The 15,904-nt window shown below is 41.3% G+C and carries 10 protein-coding genes; 6 read left to right on the top strand and 4 right to left on the bottom strand.

What is annotated here, in order from left to right; all coding sequences use genetic code 11:
* Positions 1-106: 106 nt before the first annotated feature.
* The 3 genes from FSB76_RS29520 (at position 107) to FSB76_RS29510 (ending at position 2,224) form a co-directional block, all read left to right on the top strand.
* On the top strand, positions 107-892 hold the full coding sequence (locus FSB76_RS29520) for a hypothetical protein (RefSeq protein ID WP_147059935.1): 786 nt from the start codon (positions 107-109) through the stop codon (positions 890-892).
* Positions 889-1,458, top strand: coding sequence for a hypothetical protein (locus FSB76_RS29515; protein WP_147059933.1), 570 nt, complete (start codon positions 889-891; stop codon positions 1,456-1,458). The genes FSB76_RS29520 and FSB76_RS29515 overlap by 4 nt, the downstream gene beginning before the upstream one ends.
* A 79-nt stretch (positions 1,459-1,537) precedes the next feature.
* Positions 1,538-2,224 carry a class I SAM-dependent methyltransferase gene (locus FSB76_RS29510; RefSeq protein ID WP_147059931.1) on the top strand — a complete coding sequence of 229 codons (687 nt, stop codon included), beginning with the start codon at positions 1,538-1,540 and terminating at the stop codon, positions 2,222-2,224.
* Positions 2,225-2,274: 50 nt separating this feature from the next.
* Here the strand turns inward: FSB76_RS29510 and FSB76_RS29505 are convergent, their stop codons facing one another.
* Together FSB76_RS29505 and FSB76_RS29500 are read right to left on the bottom strand one after the other, a co-directional pair.
* On the bottom strand, positions 2,275-3,156 hold the full coding sequence (locus FSB76_RS29505; protein ID WP_147059929.1) for an AraC family transcriptional regulator: 882 nt from the start codon (positions 3,154-3,156) through the stop codon (positions 2,275-2,277).
* A 147-nt stretch (positions 3,157-3,303) separates the two neighbouring features.
* Positions 3,304-6,189, bottom strand: coding sequence for a TonB-dependent receptor (locus FSB76_RS29500; protein WP_147059928.1), 2,886 nt, complete (start codon positions 6,187-6,189; stop codon positions 3,304-3,306).
* A gap of 634 nt (positions 6,190-6,823) precedes the next feature.
* Here FSB76_RS29500 and FSB76_RS29495 point away from each other — a divergent pair.
* The 3 genes from FSB76_RS29495 to FSB76_RS29485 all read left to right on the top strand — a co-directional run bounded on the left by FSB76_RS29495 (position 6,824) and on the right by FSB76_RS29485 (position 13,055).
* Positions 6,824-10,372: a carboxypeptidase regulatory-like domain-containing protein gene (locus FSB76_RS29495; protein ID WP_147059926.1), complete on the top strand. Its 3,549-nt coding sequence runs from the start codon at positions 6,824-6,826 to the stop codon at positions 10,370-10,372.
* Positions 10,373-10,685: 313 nt separating this feature from the next.
* Positions 10,686-11,861, top strand: coding sequence for a DUF5009 domain-containing protein (locus tag FSB76_RS29490; RefSeq protein WP_147059924.1), 1,176 nt, complete (start codon positions 10,686-10,688; stop codon positions 11,859-11,861).
* Positions 11,862-11,900: 39 nt separating this feature from the next.
* Positions 11,901-13,055: a glycoside hydrolase family 18 protein gene (locus FSB76_RS29485; RefSeq protein WP_147059922.1), complete on the top strand. Its 1,155-nt coding sequence runs from the start codon at positions 11,901-11,903 to the stop codon at positions 13,053-13,055.
* Between the two features lie 8 nt (positions 13,056-13,063).
* On the opposite strand, the gene FSB76_RS29480 is transcribed toward FSB76_RS29485, so the two are convergent.
* Positions 13,064-13,819 (bottom strand): ThuA domain-containing protein, encoded by a 756-nt coding sequence (locus FSB76_RS29480; protein ID WP_147059919.1) that lies wholly within the window; start codon positions 13,817-13,819, stop codon positions 13,064-13,066.
* Positions 13,820-13,867: 48 nt separating this feature from the next.
* Entirely contained in the window at positions 13,868-15,694 is a 1,827-nt protein-coding gene (locus FSB76_RS29475) for a glycoside hydrolase family 9 protein (protein ID WP_147059917.1), read from the bottom strand.
* Positions 15,695-15,904 lie beyond the last annotated feature (210 nt).

Below are 15,904 nucleotides of genomic sequence, written 5' to 3'. Positions count from 1 at the left end.
ATGTTAAAGAGTAATTTTTCTACAAAAAATATCAATCATATTATTTGTAGAAAAATATGAATTCAAATAAAACAAAAGCATTATATTCACTCAACCAAACCATATTATGAAAAAGTTACTTCTAATTTTTGCTATAGCGTTAAATTATAGTGTTTATGCACAAACACAATCAGTACTTATAACCACTCATGATAAGGCATTGAAAAAATTGCTTGAATCGGAAAAAACCGGGCGCAAAAAAATTGATAAAATATACGCCAATTTAATTTTTGACGATAGCAGTAAGCTGGCACCCTATGAAATAAACGTTACCAATTCTTTAACTGATACCGTAGTAATTTTGCCCGAAATCTATAACAAAGCAGCATTAAAAAAAATACAATTTAAAATTCAATTCGATCAATTCGAAAATGCCCGCACAATTTATCAATTGGATGCGCCTAAGGTAAGATATAATCCGAATGCTTTAAAGAATTACATCGATACGGCTAAAATCAAAAAATTTACAAGACAATATTTTATTAACCACCCGGGAGGAAATAGTGTAGAGGTGTTCGACCAGGATATTCATTATTTAGAAATTGACGACGAGGACGTTATTGTTTGTAATATAACATCAATACCCAAGGGTATAACTGCCGAAGTTTATGAAATCCCTAAAATAGATTGGGAAGACAAGTATCATTTACCCACCCCTCAACAAAATGAATTAACCCTCCCCATAATAAAAGGGTTAATCAGTCATAGAATTGGAAATACTGCTGTTGACATTAATTTCAACGCGTATGACCAACCATATTACTTAATATTTTTTTACATCGGGAAATATTATGTAAAATTTATGGATCCGGCCACGGCAACACCAAAAAAATTCTCATTCCCAATTCCATGAATAACAGCACAAAAAAAAACTGGCTAAAATGGGCAACCAATATAGTCGGATTAGTTCCGGGGCTAACAGTAATAAAAACCAATATTGGCGTACCCCCGTCTTTTACAAAAGAAATTATGGGTGGAATGGTAGAAGCGGTTTGCGCCCTTATTATTTTGCTGATTTGGCTAAATAAGCAAAAATTAAAAACATACACCAATGCTTTTTATACTAAACAATCAATTATTTGCACGTTATTATTTTTATTGGCAACAATTGGGTATTTACAAATTTACAAATCATGTACAATTCCTAAGGGCATTCGTTCAAGGCCCACAGTTCAGCCATTATGGTTAAGCAATGAATTAAAGCAATATCTAATTCAAAAAAACATGTCGTCGTTAACAGAATACCATCATGGTTATGGAGCTCAAAAAACCGATGAGATCATCCAGGAAAAAGCCCCCAACCAGCTTTTACTGACAGTTATTATAATATACACCAATTTTGTCTTTCTTTTCGTGTTTTTGACATGCTCATTTGCGTTCGTATGGATAAAGTTCGAAAAACTATCACCGCCCGATTGAAGTCAATTTTAACTACTGCCACATCTTAATTACAAACAACCGCCTCATCTACCTCATCAATTGCTACTTTTGCTACAGCATGAAAGATATTTTAGGCCAGGCCATCCACAATCATTACCATAAAAAAGCAACCCACAAATTGTGGATTAACAACCAATACGGCCCAAAGGAAGAAATGCCTATTGAAACCTATTTCAGGGATGAGGATGATATGCCTGATATTGAATGGCTTGCTCTAAATGAATGCCGCGGCGAAGTATTAGATATTGGCGCGGGCGCCGGCAGCCATGCCCTTATATTACAGGACCGTGGCTTTGATGTAACCGCGTTGGAAATTTCTGCCTTAGCCGTTGATGTGATGCAGGCACGCGGTGTCAAAAAAGTGGTTACCGCCGACATTTTTGAATACAACGCCCATAAATACGATACTCTGTTACTGCTTATGAACGGCATCGGCCTTACAGGTACGTTATCCAACTTAAAAACTTTTCTGCAGCATACCAAACTGCTGCTCAATAAAGGTGGGCAATTACTTTTTGACTCATCGGATATTGCTTACCTGTACGAAGGAAACCTACCCGATACCGGCAAATACTACGGCGAACTTAGCTATCAGTATCAATACAATCGCCAAACATCCGATTGGTTTCCGTGGCTTTATGTAGACGAAAAAACGTTAACCACCATTGCCAATGAAGCCGGTTATGACATAGAAGTTTTATTGGAGGACGAGTATCAGCAATACCTGGTTAGGCTAACGATATAGCCCCCTCTAAATCTCCCCTTTAAGGGGGAGACTTTTTAAAAAATCGGCAATTAGCCAATTTTACCGCTATAATTATCCATATACTCCCTGGGTGACTTGCCTGTTACCGAACGGAATACCCGGTTAAAGTTGGTGATGCTTTTAAAGCCACATTGGTAGGCAGCCGCCGAAATACTTTCAACTTTATTGGCATTTAATATCTTACAGGCCTCGTTGATACGCACTTCGTTTAAAAAAGTGACAAATGTGTTACCCGTATGCTTTTTAAAATACCTGCAAAACGATTCGGACGTCATAAAGGCGGCTTTAGATACATCCTCCAGGGTAATTGACTCTGTATAGTTTTGCATAATGTAATTGTAGATGTTGCCTATCCTAATCCCTTCATTTTCGGTGATTCCGGGTAAATTACCATAAGACGATAATGGCTGCAGCTGTTCGTTTATCTCGCTTAAGCCTTTTATCAGGTTTATAAACTGGATAAGTTGTTCCGCGCCTGTGGCATCTCTTAATGCAGTCATATTACTTATAGTCTTTTCCGCATCAGGCAAGGGCACCTTAAATCCCTGCTGATGATGTTGTATAAATAGCTTAAAGGCCCTCATTTCCGGCAGCTCAAATAGCGGGGTCAATATTCCTTCGGGGTTAAAAAAAATACTTAGGGCGCTTATCGCATCTTCAGTTTCATTTTCAAAATATTCGGGATTGCTTTTAAACAGGTGCGGCAGGTTAGCCCCTATTAAAAAAACATCGCCGGGTGCAAAATGATGCATGTTATTACCGGCTATAAGCGTACCCTCTCCTTTTTGTATCCAGGTAATTTGTGCCTCTTTGTGCCGGTGCAGGTAAGGGTAAAAATAAGGCAGGCTAAACTGGTCGGCAATTACGCTTTTATCGTGAGGTACAGGAATGGTAAACTGTAAAACTTTCATTTGCCTAAAAATCGCAATTACAGGCAAATATTACCATTAATATTTAATTAATGTTGTTTTAAGCGCTAATATCTGCCCATTATATAAAAAAATCCCCCGGCCCCCACATAGGGTCCGGGGGATAAATACCGTTAGCTTTATTTTCCGCTAAAAATGGAACACCAGTTTTGTAAATATTCTCATGCCATTAAATCCCATTTGCACAGCTTCAAACGGACCGCCCGACTCGCTGTCGCCAAATGAACTGCTGCTATTTGGATTCACGGAGCCTTTGATCACATTGGTGCTTGGGTGTACATTAAACAAGTTATCAACCCCGGCAGTCCATGACACCGTTTTATTGATTTTGTATGAAACGTATATATCTGTGGTCACTTTAGGCTTAAAGTCAAAAATCTCTTTTACTTTCTCGCCTGTAGCATCTAAAGTTACATATGGAAAAAACGGATCGGCAACACCATCCGGTGCACTCGTTTCGCCAAAACCTAATTCTTTAACATCGCCAAAATAGGTAAGGCGGCCACCTACCGAAAACTTACTTACACCATATTCAAGGTTAAGATTGAATTTGGCTGTTGGCGCGCTTGCCTTCAGAAAATATTGCTCCCTATCAGAAAAGAAAGTAGCGCTATCGGCCGCTGAGCCTTTAAATGTAGATGGGATATTGATTTTATTAATTGAAAGGTGTTGGATATTGCCCGCTAACAATGCCGAAAAGTGATTTTTACCCCAGCGTTTTTTGTAATCTAACACGATATCAATACCTGTATTGGTTGTATTAACTGCGTTTGCAAAAAACTGGGCTGCACTGATGCCTTGTTTCAATAGCAAATCATTCAATGGTTGACCTAATGTGGCATCGCCCTGGTTGTACAGGCCCGATATTACGATCCTGTTTTTGATTTTGATGTCGTAACCATCTACCGTAACTGTAAGGTCGCTTGTGGGTTGCCATGCAAAGCCAAGGCTGTAGTTGGTAGATGTTTCTTGCTTTAACTTGGGGATACCCGCAGTTTTGGCTACATCTGAATAATTAGGAACCAACTTGGTATACTCCAGGTTGCCGCCAACCACCGTGGTATTGGTGTTACTAAAATCTATCTGTTGTAAAGTAGGTGCCCTAAAACCGGTACTTGCCGACCCGCGAAGGTTAAAGTTATCGGCCAATTTGTAACGGGTTGCAAATTTAAATGTGCTTACACCACCAAAATCAGAGTAATGCTCAACACGGGCGGCTCCGTCAATCAGCCATTTATCGGTTACATCCAACGCGGCTTCGGCATAGGCAGCCTCATTGGTGCGATGATCTTTCACTTCGTCGCTTGGCTGATAACCAGGATATCCTTCAGATCCCGATGCTTTTGCCACGCCACCCGGCAGTGTGGCACCACCGGCAACATAAGAGTTAAGCTCGCCTGCATAAAGCTGATATTTTTCGTATCTGAATTCTCCACCAAACGATAACTGCAGGCCTTGTAAAACCGAGCCAAAATGCTTGGTTATATCTGCATTTGCTGTATTTTGTAAAAAGTTAAAGCCCCCGTCATCAAACCTGGTTTGAATTGGCTGGCCCGGTACATATGGTAATGATGCGTTGAACGTTTTGTTTCCCCAATAATGAAAATCATTACGGCCTACGTTATTGCTGATATCCCAATCCCAGTTGCTTGCTGTTGTGCCTTTAAGGCCCAGTGCGGCCGAAACATCCTTAATATAAACATCTTCCTGCGGATTGTAATATACGTTATTAGGCCCGATTGAGCCATCGGCGTAACCTTGTACTTTCATTATACCCGGTACAAATATCAGGTTACCGTTGGCATCCGTAGGGAATTTGGTTGGGTTTGCCCGTAAGCCATTATCGTAATTCCAGCTACGCGTGTATGCGTAAACGTTTGAATGTTTGTAATTATAGCCACCGAAAGAGTAAAACACTGTTTTAGTCCCTTTTATTGGCAATTCCATGTTATACATACCACCACCGGATACTACCGAGCCATCGCCAAAAGCACGGCGCTCGCGGGCAACGGGCTGCGCATTGGGGTTTGTTTGCCAGTTGGTATCAGGAATAGCTCTGAAGGTTTTGCCCTGGTTAAAATAGTTAGCGCCAAAGTTTATAAAACCGCCGCTTTTGCCAATATTAAGGCCATAGCTTGCACCCAATGTAAACGCCTGCCCATCAAAATGTTTATCAGTATAGTATGCCGATGGATCGACGTTATTGAGTGTATTATATTTTTGATCGTTGTAACCGCTAAAACCAGCTGTTACATTAAGATGGTTTACATCTCTTCGTAAAACAATATTAATTACGCCGGCTATGGCATCCGAGCCGTACTGTGCCGAAGCGCCATCGCGCAGAATTTCGATATGGTCAATTGCGGCCTCCGGAATAGCATTTAAGTCGGTTCCGCTATTACCCCTGCCACGTGTGCCAACCTCGTTTACAAAGGCCGACAGATGGCGGCGTTTGCCGTTAATCAGCACTAAAGTCTGGTCGAAGCCCAAGCCTCGCAAGCTGGCAAAATCAATAGCGTCAGAACCATCGCCACCACTTTGTTTATTGTAATTAAAAGATGGTACAGATTGATTTAACTGGCTCATCAGGTCTGGTTTTGCGGTCACGGCATCCACCTGGCTCATCCTGATAACATCTACCGGTACTGCCGATTCAATTTTGGTACGCCCTACGCCACGGTTACCTACCACAATAACCTCTTTTAGTCCTTCTGCCGAAGCAGCCAGTTCCATGTTCAATACTTTGGTTTCTCCGGCAGCAAGTATAACACTTACTGTTTTTTTTTCGAGCCCTATTGCCGAGAAGCTGACCTGGTAACTACCGGCTTTTAATGTTAAACTATACTTACCATCTGCATCGGTAATAGTGCCTGTACCTATAGGGACTACTTTAACCGTTCCCGCAGTAACGGGCTGGCCCCCACTTGTAACAGTTCCTGTAAGTTTTTGGGCAAATACCGGCTGGCAGGCCAGTAGCAATGCTCCAAAAATGAAAAAATGTAGTTTTAAATTCATGCTTTGTTTGATTGGGGTTGATTGTTATGTTAATTAATCAACAAAATAGCATTAATTTATCTTTTTTTAAACAAAACACACATTTTAAAGATTAAAAAATAAGTGAATTTTAAAACTTATTAATAAAATAGTAAAATTATAATCAATGTTTATGAATTTTTTGTGAAGAATGTTAGTAATAATCAGTTTTTACTATTCAAAACATATTATTTTAAACAGATTTTATTAAAATGCCGATTTTTAAACACAAAATATTCAGCACTTAGAAAAAATGTCAATAAAAAACTCAATAATTACATATAAAGAAGATGTCTTAAAAATTTATAGTGTTTAAAATACACTACCAATTATCAGCAATTATCCAAACCGGCATTAAAGATTCTTCCGGATTTTCTAATACTACTTGTTTCCACATCAAATACTAATCATATGATTTGTGCATAAGTGCCCAATCGGGGCCACAATCCCACGCTTATTAAAACAATTAATTTTCATAACTTTATCTCAATCCAAATAAACCTAAAAAAGAAGTTCCATAATTGATGTTCAACTCACAACTTGTCGCAGAGTACCTTTGCCGGCTTTTTTAGTTGCCTTAAGCTATGTAAGCCATATATAACCTAAATCGATTGCAATGAAAAAAGGCATTGTTTTTTTACTGATGATATTGCCCTTTATATGCCTGGCGCAGGTAAATATATCGGGCAGGGTTATTAACCAGGCCAATGGCGAACCTGTAAGTAGTGCCAGTATTTTTTTAAGCAATGCCACCATCGGTACAAAAACTTCAAACGACGGGAGTTTCACTTTAAATAAAGTTAAAACCGGCAAGTACAACCTGGTGGTATCCATTATCGGCTTTGAAAGCTACCACCAGGTTATTATAGTTAACAACATTGGGATAACACTGCCAGATATCCACATTATTCCTAAAACCATCAGTTTGATGGAGGTGAAAATAAAGCCGCAAAACAATGCCAGCCGGCAACGCAACATCCAATTATTTATCAATGAGTTTATAGGCACATCTGCATTGGCCAGGGAGTGTAAACTCCTTAATCCCGACATGTTGGATGTTGATTTTGATGAGGCTACCAATACGCTAACTGCATCGTCTGTTGATTTCCTGGTTATTGAAAACCGAGGACTGGGTTATCGCCTAAAATACCTGCTTGCAGATTTTTATAATAACCGCAACTATTACGGTAGTTTTAAAACACACTTTGAGGGCTCCGTTCTTTTCGAGGAAATAAAAGGTATGCCGGCCGAAGAAAAACGATGGAAGAAAAACAGGGAACAGGTTTATGAAAACTCGCCTATGCATTTTTTACGGGCGGTTATAACCAACCAGGTTGAAGAGGAAGGTTTCAGGGTATTTCAATATGCTAATGAACCAAACCCGGAACGTCCTGGTGATGATTTGATAACTGCTAAAATAAATCAGTTTACAAAGCTGAAAGCAACAAATAACAAACGATATACCGACTCGCTCTCCTACTGGCTTAAAAAATCAAAACTTGATAAAACCTATTTAAACCTCAGGAACTTTTTCCTTAATCAATCGGATATTTTAAAGCCAACTGATGTAACCAAAATGTACGCGCTTAACTGCGAAATGGATGGCTTACATGTAACCTATAATAAAGACCATCATTTCAGTAAAAACGGCGCGTTAAATCACCTGAACGAATTTTACAATACCGAAACCTCACTAATTACTTTTAATACGCCTTATGCGTTGGTTGATAATAACGGCGGCCTGGTTGATCCTAACAGTTTATCGTACAGCGGCGCTTGGACTCATTACCGTGTTGCCGAGCTATTGCCTGTTGATTACGAGCCGCTACAACACGCACCAACTGCACCAACATCCGTTTTACCCGAGGAAGCTATGGCCAAATTAAAAAACTACGCCGAAATACGTGTCAACGAAAAAGCATACCTGCATTTTGACAAACCATATTATGCAACCGGCGACACCATTTACTTTAAGGCGTACATAACCCAGGGCGACAATCATGAACCAACCAGGACAAGTGGTATATTACACGTCGACTTTATCAACACAGCCGATAAGATTGACCGATCTGTCAAATTAAAAATTGCCGACGGCGTAGCTTGGGGCGATATCGCGCTTCCAGATTCATTACCAAAAGGAAACTACAGGATAAGGGCTTACACCAACTGGATGCGTAACGATGGTGACGACAATTATTTTGAGCAAACAATACCTATTGCATCAACCAATGAAAACGAGGTATTTGAAAACAGTGTGGTTAAAAAATCAAATAGCATTAATGCGCCAGCCGATATTCAGTTTTTCCCGGAAGGAGGCAGGCTAATTAACGGTGTAAAAAGCAAAATAGCCTTTAAGACGACATTGCCATCTGGCCTTGGTGGCGATATTACCGGCACGGTGCTCGATGATGATGATAAACAGGTGGCCGGGTTTTCATCGGCACATTTAGGGATGGGGTATTTTTACCTGACGCCACAACAAGGCAAAGGTTACAAAGCAAAATTAACTCATGCCAACGGTGCAACAAGTACGGTGAACTTGCCCATTGCCGAAAACAAGGGCCTTGTGTTATCAATAAACAATGATTCGATACCTAAAGCTACCGCCCGGATAGAAGCAAGCAAAGCTTATTTTGAAGAACATAAAAACCAGGATTACACGCTGCTTGTCTGGTCGGGCGGGATAATTACCCCGATAGCCTGCAAATTAGATAAGCCTGTTGTAGAAGTTGATATTTTAAAACGGAAATTATTCACAGGGATAGCTAAGGTTACCTTGTTTTCGCCAGGTAGCGAACCTTTGGCCGAGCGGTTGATTTTTGTGCAAAACTATAACCGGTTAAGCTTAAACGTAAGTACTGATAAACCAGACTATACTAAACGAGGAAAAGTAAACATCAGCCTAAACGTACAAAACAGGGCCGGTGATGCGGCAGAAGGACATTTTTCTGTTGCTGTAACTGATGCAGAAAAGGTAGGCATTGACGAAAATGATCAAAACTCGATATTCGCCAGCCTGCTATTAACCAGCGAACTTAAGGGATACGTAGAAAAGCCTAACTATTATTTCAACAACATTACAGCCGAAACCACAGCCAACCTTGACCTGGTAATGCTAACGCACGGGTATCGCCGGTTTGAATGGAAACCGATATTGACAAATACCTATCCCGAGGTGACTTATCAGCCCGAGACCGGGCTTAATATCAGCGGCGTAGCAAAAAGTATATGGGGAAATCCGCTAAACAAGGGCCTTGTATCGCTTTTACCACGCGGCGGCGGACAAATAATTAACCAGCTTACCGGAACTGATGGCAGTTTTAACTTTAATAATTTGATGTTTAATGATAGTACCCGTTTCATTTTACAGGCAGCAACTTCAAAAAACGGGAACAACACCGTACTCACCCTAAAAAAAGAACAGCCAGGGCCCATTGTAACAACAAATAACACAGGCAACAAAAATGAAGCTGACTGGCTGATGACAGCTTATATTAACAACAGTAAAAAGCAACAGGAAAGTGCTTCGAAATTTAACAGCAAAAAAGTCATCAACCTTAAAGAAGTAAAAATAAAAACAGTAAAAAGATACAATAATTATCGCTCATCGGCTTTAGGCGGGCCAGGCGGCGCAGATATCGTTGTACGTCGCGAAGAATTGGAACGATCAAACCTGGATATCAGGAATGTGATATTACAAAAATTTCATGGACACACAGCAGGGTACGTACTCGTTGATGGTGTACCCGGAATGGACCCAAGTGACCTGAATATACGCGACATTGAAACCATGGAGTTATTTTACGGCCCTTCGGCTGCCATTTACGGAATACAAGGTGGCCATGGTGTTTTAGTAATAACAACCAGGCAAGGTGGGGGATTGCAGGCTAAAGACATTCTATCAAAAGGGATCCTCCCCATCACAGTTGCCGGCTTTTACAAAGCCCGTGAATTTTACAGCCCAAAATATGATGGCCCTGCAACTAATCAACCCGATTTACGCAGTACCATTTATTGGAATCCCGAGGTAATAACCGATAAGGATGGTAAAGCAAACTTTAGCTTTTTTAACGCCGACGGAACCGGCAAATACCGTGTTATTATTGAAGGTATTGATAGCGAAGGCAATATAGGCAGGCAGGTGCATACATATGTAGTAAATTAATAGCCTAACCAAAATACCGCTACAGGACAGCAACCGGCAACTTAACAAGCAAAACTGCTCCCCTCACGGTTTGGCTATTAATTCCAACAACAGAAGCTTTGCCGGCAGCTAATTATATATGTGCACTCATCAAAGCCTGCCATAAACTTTAGATTACGGGTAACAGTTAACCGGAATCATTAATAGGCAGCGTAAAATCCAAAATTCAAAGTTTTACAAAAATTTTAAAAAGAACTAAAATGTTTTTAATATTTTATTATAATTCTATAAAAACAAGTATTTTAATGGCCGGTAAATAAACCGCAAAATCACAATGAACCAGCTCCCTAAACGCCTTTTATCAATTGATGTCCTCCGTGCCATCACTATGTTACTGATGATATTTGTTAATGATGCCAGCGGCGTAAAGCACATTCCCGAATGGATAGACCATGCCAGCGGTAAAGCCGATGCGATGGGTTTTGCTGATACCATATTTCCTGCTTTTTTGTTCATTGTCGGGCTTTCACTTCCCTTCGCCATTAAAAACAGGATGAATAAAGGCGATTCTTTTTCATCAATGCTAACCTATGTACTTACCCGTAGCGCTGCATTAATTATTATGGGCTTTTTCCATGTAAACCTGGAAAATTATGCGTTAACGGCGGGCATCATCCCGCAGGCACTATGGGGTATATTAATAACCATTGGTTTCTTCCTCATTTGGCTGGATTATCCCGAAAATATGGCCAAAGCAAAGCGGTACACCCTTATAGGCGCTGGGATTTTATTACTGATTGTAATGGCTATTATTTATAAGGGAGGCGAAGACGGTGTAATACAGGGCATGCGCCCTTATTGGTGGGGTATTTTGGGTATTATAGGCTGGGCTTACCTGGTATGCGCGTTGGTATATCTTTTGGCCAAAGGGAAAATGAATATCCTTGTAATTGTACTGCTCGCTTTTGTAGCTATAAATATTGCCAGGCATGCCGGTGTTTTCAAATTTAAAATTCCGGTACTGGGCGATGCATCGGCAGTATGCCTGGTAATGGGTGGTGTTATCATCTCCGAGATTTATGCTCTGCTTGTATCAAAAAATAAAACACAATTGTTGTGGGTAATATTTGGAGCAACAGGATTGCTGTTAATTGTATTAGGTTTATTAATCCGCCCGTATGCCGATGGAATTTCAAAAATACGCTCTACCCCCGCTTGGATCTTTATCTGCAGCGGCATTACCCTATTGTTTTTTGAATTGATGATTTTCCTGGTAGATGTTAAGGGTAAAAAGAATTGGTTTAAACTGATATGGCCGGCCGGCACCAGTACACTTACCTGTTACCTAATGCCCTATTTCCAGGTTTATATTTTGAAACTTTTTCACCTAAAGTATCCCGATGTATTTAACAACGGGGCCATTGGGTTGGTACGTTCCATGGCAACCGCTTTTATACTGATTGCCCTGGTTGGTTTAATGGAAAAGAAGCGCTTACGCTTGAAAATATAAAATCATTTAATGCAATATCACAATTCAAATAACCTGACAATGAACTATTTAATTTTAAAAAAGGCTGCCATGCCAAAGGCACTGCTTTGCTTATTAGTTTTTTTAATACCAGCCTTTACCCTTAAAGCCCAGGTTAAAAAGCACAGATATGTAGTTATTGGCTACGTTGGCGGCTACAAAGGCATTACCGATATGAGCATGGTAAACCCGGAAAAACTTACCCATATTAATTATGCATTTGTAAATGTGCGCAACAACCGGGCATGGCTTACGCACGAAAAAACAGATACCGTCAACTTCCGCAACCTTTTGTTGTTAAAAAACAAAAATCCCGACCTTAAGATACTGATATCTGTTGGCGGCTGGACCTGGAGCAAAAACTTTTCAGACGCGGCGCTAACCGATACTTCACGTAAAGCCTTCGCGGCCAGCGCGGTTAATATTATCAGAAAATACAAACTGGACGGCGTTGACATAGACTGGGAATACCCTGGCCTACAGGGCGACAATAACGTGGTGCGCAAAGAAGATGAGCATAACTACACCCTGATGTTTGAGGATTTAAGAAAAGAGCTTGATGTACTTGAAAAAGAAACAGGCGATAAAAAACTGCTAACTGCCGCAACCGGAGGATTTAAGCGCTTTTTACAGCATACCGAAATGGCTAAAGTAGCATCGTACCTGAATTACATTAACCTGATGACCTATGATTATTTGCAGGACAGTTTGGGCATGGCCGTACATCATACCAACCTGTTTGCATCTGATAAGTATAAAACCCTCAACTCGGCAGATATGGCGGTATCTGATTACCTTGCCCAGGGCGTACCCGCAAGCAAGCTGGTAATGGGAATTGCGTTTTACGGCCGATCTGTTATTGTAAACGATTCGGCACACAATGGTATAGGCATGAAAACCAGCGGGCGGGCACCTGCCGGCGGATATACGCGCCTTAAGGATAGCCTGCTTAACCGCAATGGTTTTATTTATTATCGCGATAGCACCGCAGGCGCCCCTTACCTGTTTAAAGCAAGCACCAAACAGTTCATCTCTTTTGATGATGAGTGGTCGGTAAAAAACAAATGCCAGTATATGGTTGATCACCAGATGGCCGGCGTAATGTTTTGGGAATATGCCGATGATAAAAAGGAGTATTTACTGGATGCTATAGATGAAAAGCTGGAGGCTAAATAACAGCATATTTATTGCCCTGCAGCCCACAGAATAGCATTCGTAACCAGCTTTACCCAGGCCGGGTTATCCAGCAAGTTTGGCGAGTGCCCCATAAATATATAAACATTACGGGCCTTAACATGCTCATTAGTCCACACCACAGGGTGATCGCCCATTTTTATATCACCTTGTGGATCGTAGGTCGATTCATCAACACTTGCCAATACATGTACATTTGGGCGGGGACTTTTATCATAGGTGTACCATTCCTCCTGTTCAATCCGGAAGGATGTTGGTATGCCTTTCATAACCGGGTGCTGCTTATCTTCCACATTCACCGTGCCTTTGGCAAATGTGCCTATATAATTTTTCCAGCTGATGCCTCCCATAAAATCCGAAAACCATTGCCATTCGTGAAATCCGTCAAATTCGCCAAGTAAGGTGGCATGGTGAAATCCAACCCATCCTCCCCTGCCTTCGGCAATATATTTTTGAAAAGCGGATACGGCCTTGTCGGGCCAGCCGTAGGGCACATAATCCAATTGCAAAAACAATTGGTAGTGGCTTAACAATTCGTCGTCAATTTTATCCGGCTTTTGGATATAATCAATAGTAAACCCCTTTTCGGCAGCCAGTTTATTCAGCCACACAATCGCCCGGGTTGAAAAGGCGATGTGATGCCCGCCATTTTCGTATAAGGCCAGCACCTTAAAATGCTTAGGCTGGGCTTTCAAACCAATCGTGGCAAAAAGGATCAGTGTAATAAAGAATAGTGTTTTTTTCATGGATACTGTTATCGTTAAAAGCCCAGGCGGCTATATCTCTTTAATTTATTACTCGTGCAGGGCAACGGCAAGCAGGTACCAGGCCGTATGCGGCAGCCATTGCTCGGCCCAGCGCCAGTCATAATCCTTGTGAATCTGGGCATATGACAAATTAAAGTCGATATCATTTTCATCATACAGGCCCGATGTAATACCATTTACAATGCCTCCCGGTGCATTGGTATATTCAAACGTGCCAAAAAAACCGTAAGCGGGGTTATTGTGCCCGGTGCCCTGCAGCATACTGGCATCAAACGGATTGAGGCCTAATACCCAGTTCAATTGATCAATCGCAAAAGTTTCCAATTGATCATGAAATGGCTTATCATCGATAAACAAACCGGCGGCAAGCCTCGCAGCCGTCGCCATTGATGATAAACGGGCATTCTCACCCTGCCACCATGGCGAGGCGTCGCTGCCTTGCGGGAAGAAGAACGAGGTGCGCCTGTTACCCAGGGTATCCTGTACCAGCTGGCGGCTGTAGCCAAATGGATTATTCACTTCGTGTGTCACTTTCAACTCAAACTCAAACGAGCTTTTGATAGCTTTTTTAATGGACGCCTGCATCTCTGCATCGGCATAAGGATAATAATAAACCAGGCTGGTTACAGGCATACCTGCGTCTGATGGATGAAAGAACGGTCTGTCGGTACTATCAGCGCGCCAGTAGTTTTTATAATCCTTCCATGCTGCTAAACGGGCTAATAAGTTAGTGGCCCGTTTGGTAGCAGCAAGCAAATATTCCGGCTTTTTACTGGCTTTATACAATTCTGTGGCTGCGCTTAAGGCGCAATAATCGTCGAGGATATTTTCTTTACCGTCAAAAGTCATGAGTTTATTATTGGCTTCCAGGAATTTAAAAGCGTTTTCGGCGGCCTGCAAATACCGGGCGTTGGTAAAATCACCGCTTGCTTTTGAGGTTGAAGCCATAGCCAGTGCGGCAATAGCAATTCCCCCGCCCGACCGGTAACTGGCCTGGTAGCGGTGCCAATCATTATTTTGCGCATCGTTTTTTAACGTTTGATCTTTGGTTTGCTTGATACGGTAAGATGCATCTTCGGCCCTGATCACCCTATCCTTTGCCAACTTACCGGGGCCCGGAGCGGATACCGACCGGTAAAACGAGCCATTTTTAGTCTGCATACGTACCAGGTAATCGGCACCATAAATGGCCTCATCCAAAACCCGGCGGTTGATCTGCCTAAAATCGGTCACTTTTTTTTCATTGAGCAACTCGTTTGTTTTAAACAGGCTATAAACTACCAATGATATTTGCTGCGGATTAAAATACAATGAAAACGACAGGTGAGATAAGTGTTTTCCATAATCGCCGGTAGCATCATACCAGCCGCCGTGGGCGTCAACCGTATCGGTAGTTTTGCCGGCCAAAAGCAGGTGATGATCAGCCTTATCAATTTCGCCCGCACTGCGCTGCCCTTTAAAATAGTAAACCACATCGCTCAGGGTAGCCTGCTCTAATACATTTTTACCAATTTTGAACGGATAAGAAATGACTTTTTTGCCAGGCAAATCAACCACTATCCTGTAATTACCAGCGGTGCTGAAGCTGCTAAAATCAACTGTGTAAAACTCCCTGCCCTTCCAACCTTTCACCTGGCCATTATATATTGACTTTCCGGCAAAAACGGCTTTATCAGCCTCATCAAGCAACTCAAATGAACTGACAGCGTATTTTTTGTCGGCAACTATAATTGCTTTTTTTGCCTGTGTATCCTCATAGCCTACCTGGTTGATAACTACTTTTATATTTTGAGCAATAGCCAGGCCCGGAAGGGCGATTACGATGAATAGCGATTGTAATTTTTTATTGAACATAACGTAGCAAGTTATGCCGAATATAGGAATTACGCTGGTGATTTCGTTGCAACAATATTGTAAACGATTACATGTTAATTTAAAAAGCATCCTTGCTATGAGGCTACTTAAATACCTATTGGCGCAACTTTACTACCCGAATGATAACCGGATGAGCAAAAAACATGCTTGCTACTTTTTAATGATAAAATATTTTTTTATTAATACATT

Source organism: Mucilaginibacter ginsenosidivorax (genome assembly GCF_007971525.1).
Lineage (GTDB): Bacteria > Bacteroidota > Bacteroidia > Sphingobacteriales > Sphingobacteriaceae > Mucilaginibacter > Mucilaginibacter ginsenosidivorax.
Note: the sequence above shows the minus strand (reverse complement) of the source record. Positions and strands in the feature narration are given on the sequence as shown.

What these genes read in the sequence shown, in the direction of transcription:
- FSB76_RS29490 (WP_147059924.1), top strand. Translation starts at nt 10,686, where the DNA reads ATGAACCAGCTCCCTAAACGCCTTTTATCAATTGATGTCCTCCGTGCC.
- FSB76_RS29480 (WP_147059919.1), bottom strand. Translation starts at nt 13,819, where the DNA reads ATGAAAAAAACACTATTCTTTATTACACTGATCCTTTTTGCCACGATT.
- FSB76_RS29520 (WP_147059935.1), top strand. Translation starts at nt 107, where the DNA reads ATGAAAAAGTTACTTCTAATTTTTGCTATAGCGTTAAATTATAGTGTT.
- FSB76_RS29500 (WP_147059928.1), bottom strand. Translation starts at nt 6,189, where the DNA reads ATGAATTTAAAACTACATTTTTTCATTTTTGGAGCATTGCTACTGGCC.
- FSB76_RS29510 (WP_147059931.1), top strand. Translation starts at nt 1,538, where the DNA reads ATGAAAGATATTTTAGGCCAGGCCATCCACAATCATTACCATAAAAAA.
- FSB76_RS29475 (WP_147059917.1), bottom strand. Translation starts at nt 15,694, where the DNA reads ATGTTCAATAAAAAATTACAATCGCTATTCATCGTAATCGCCCTTCCG.
- FSB76_RS29515 (WP_147059933.1), top strand. Translation starts at nt 889, where the DNA reads ATGAATAACAGCACAAAAAAAAACTGGCTAAAATGGGCAACCAATATA.
- FSB76_RS29485 (WP_147059922.1), top strand. Translation starts at nt 11,901, where the DNA reads ATGAACTATTTAATTTTAAAAAAGGCTGCCATGCCAAAGGCACTGCTT.
- FSB76_RS29495 (WP_147059926.1), top strand. Translation starts at nt 6,824, where the DNA reads ATGAAAAAAGGCATTGTTTTTTTACTGATGATATTGCCCTTTATATGC.
- FSB76_RS29505 (WP_147059929.1), bottom strand. Translation starts at nt 3,156, where the DNA reads ATGAAAGTTTTACAGTTTACCATTCCTGTACCTCACGATAAAAGCGTA.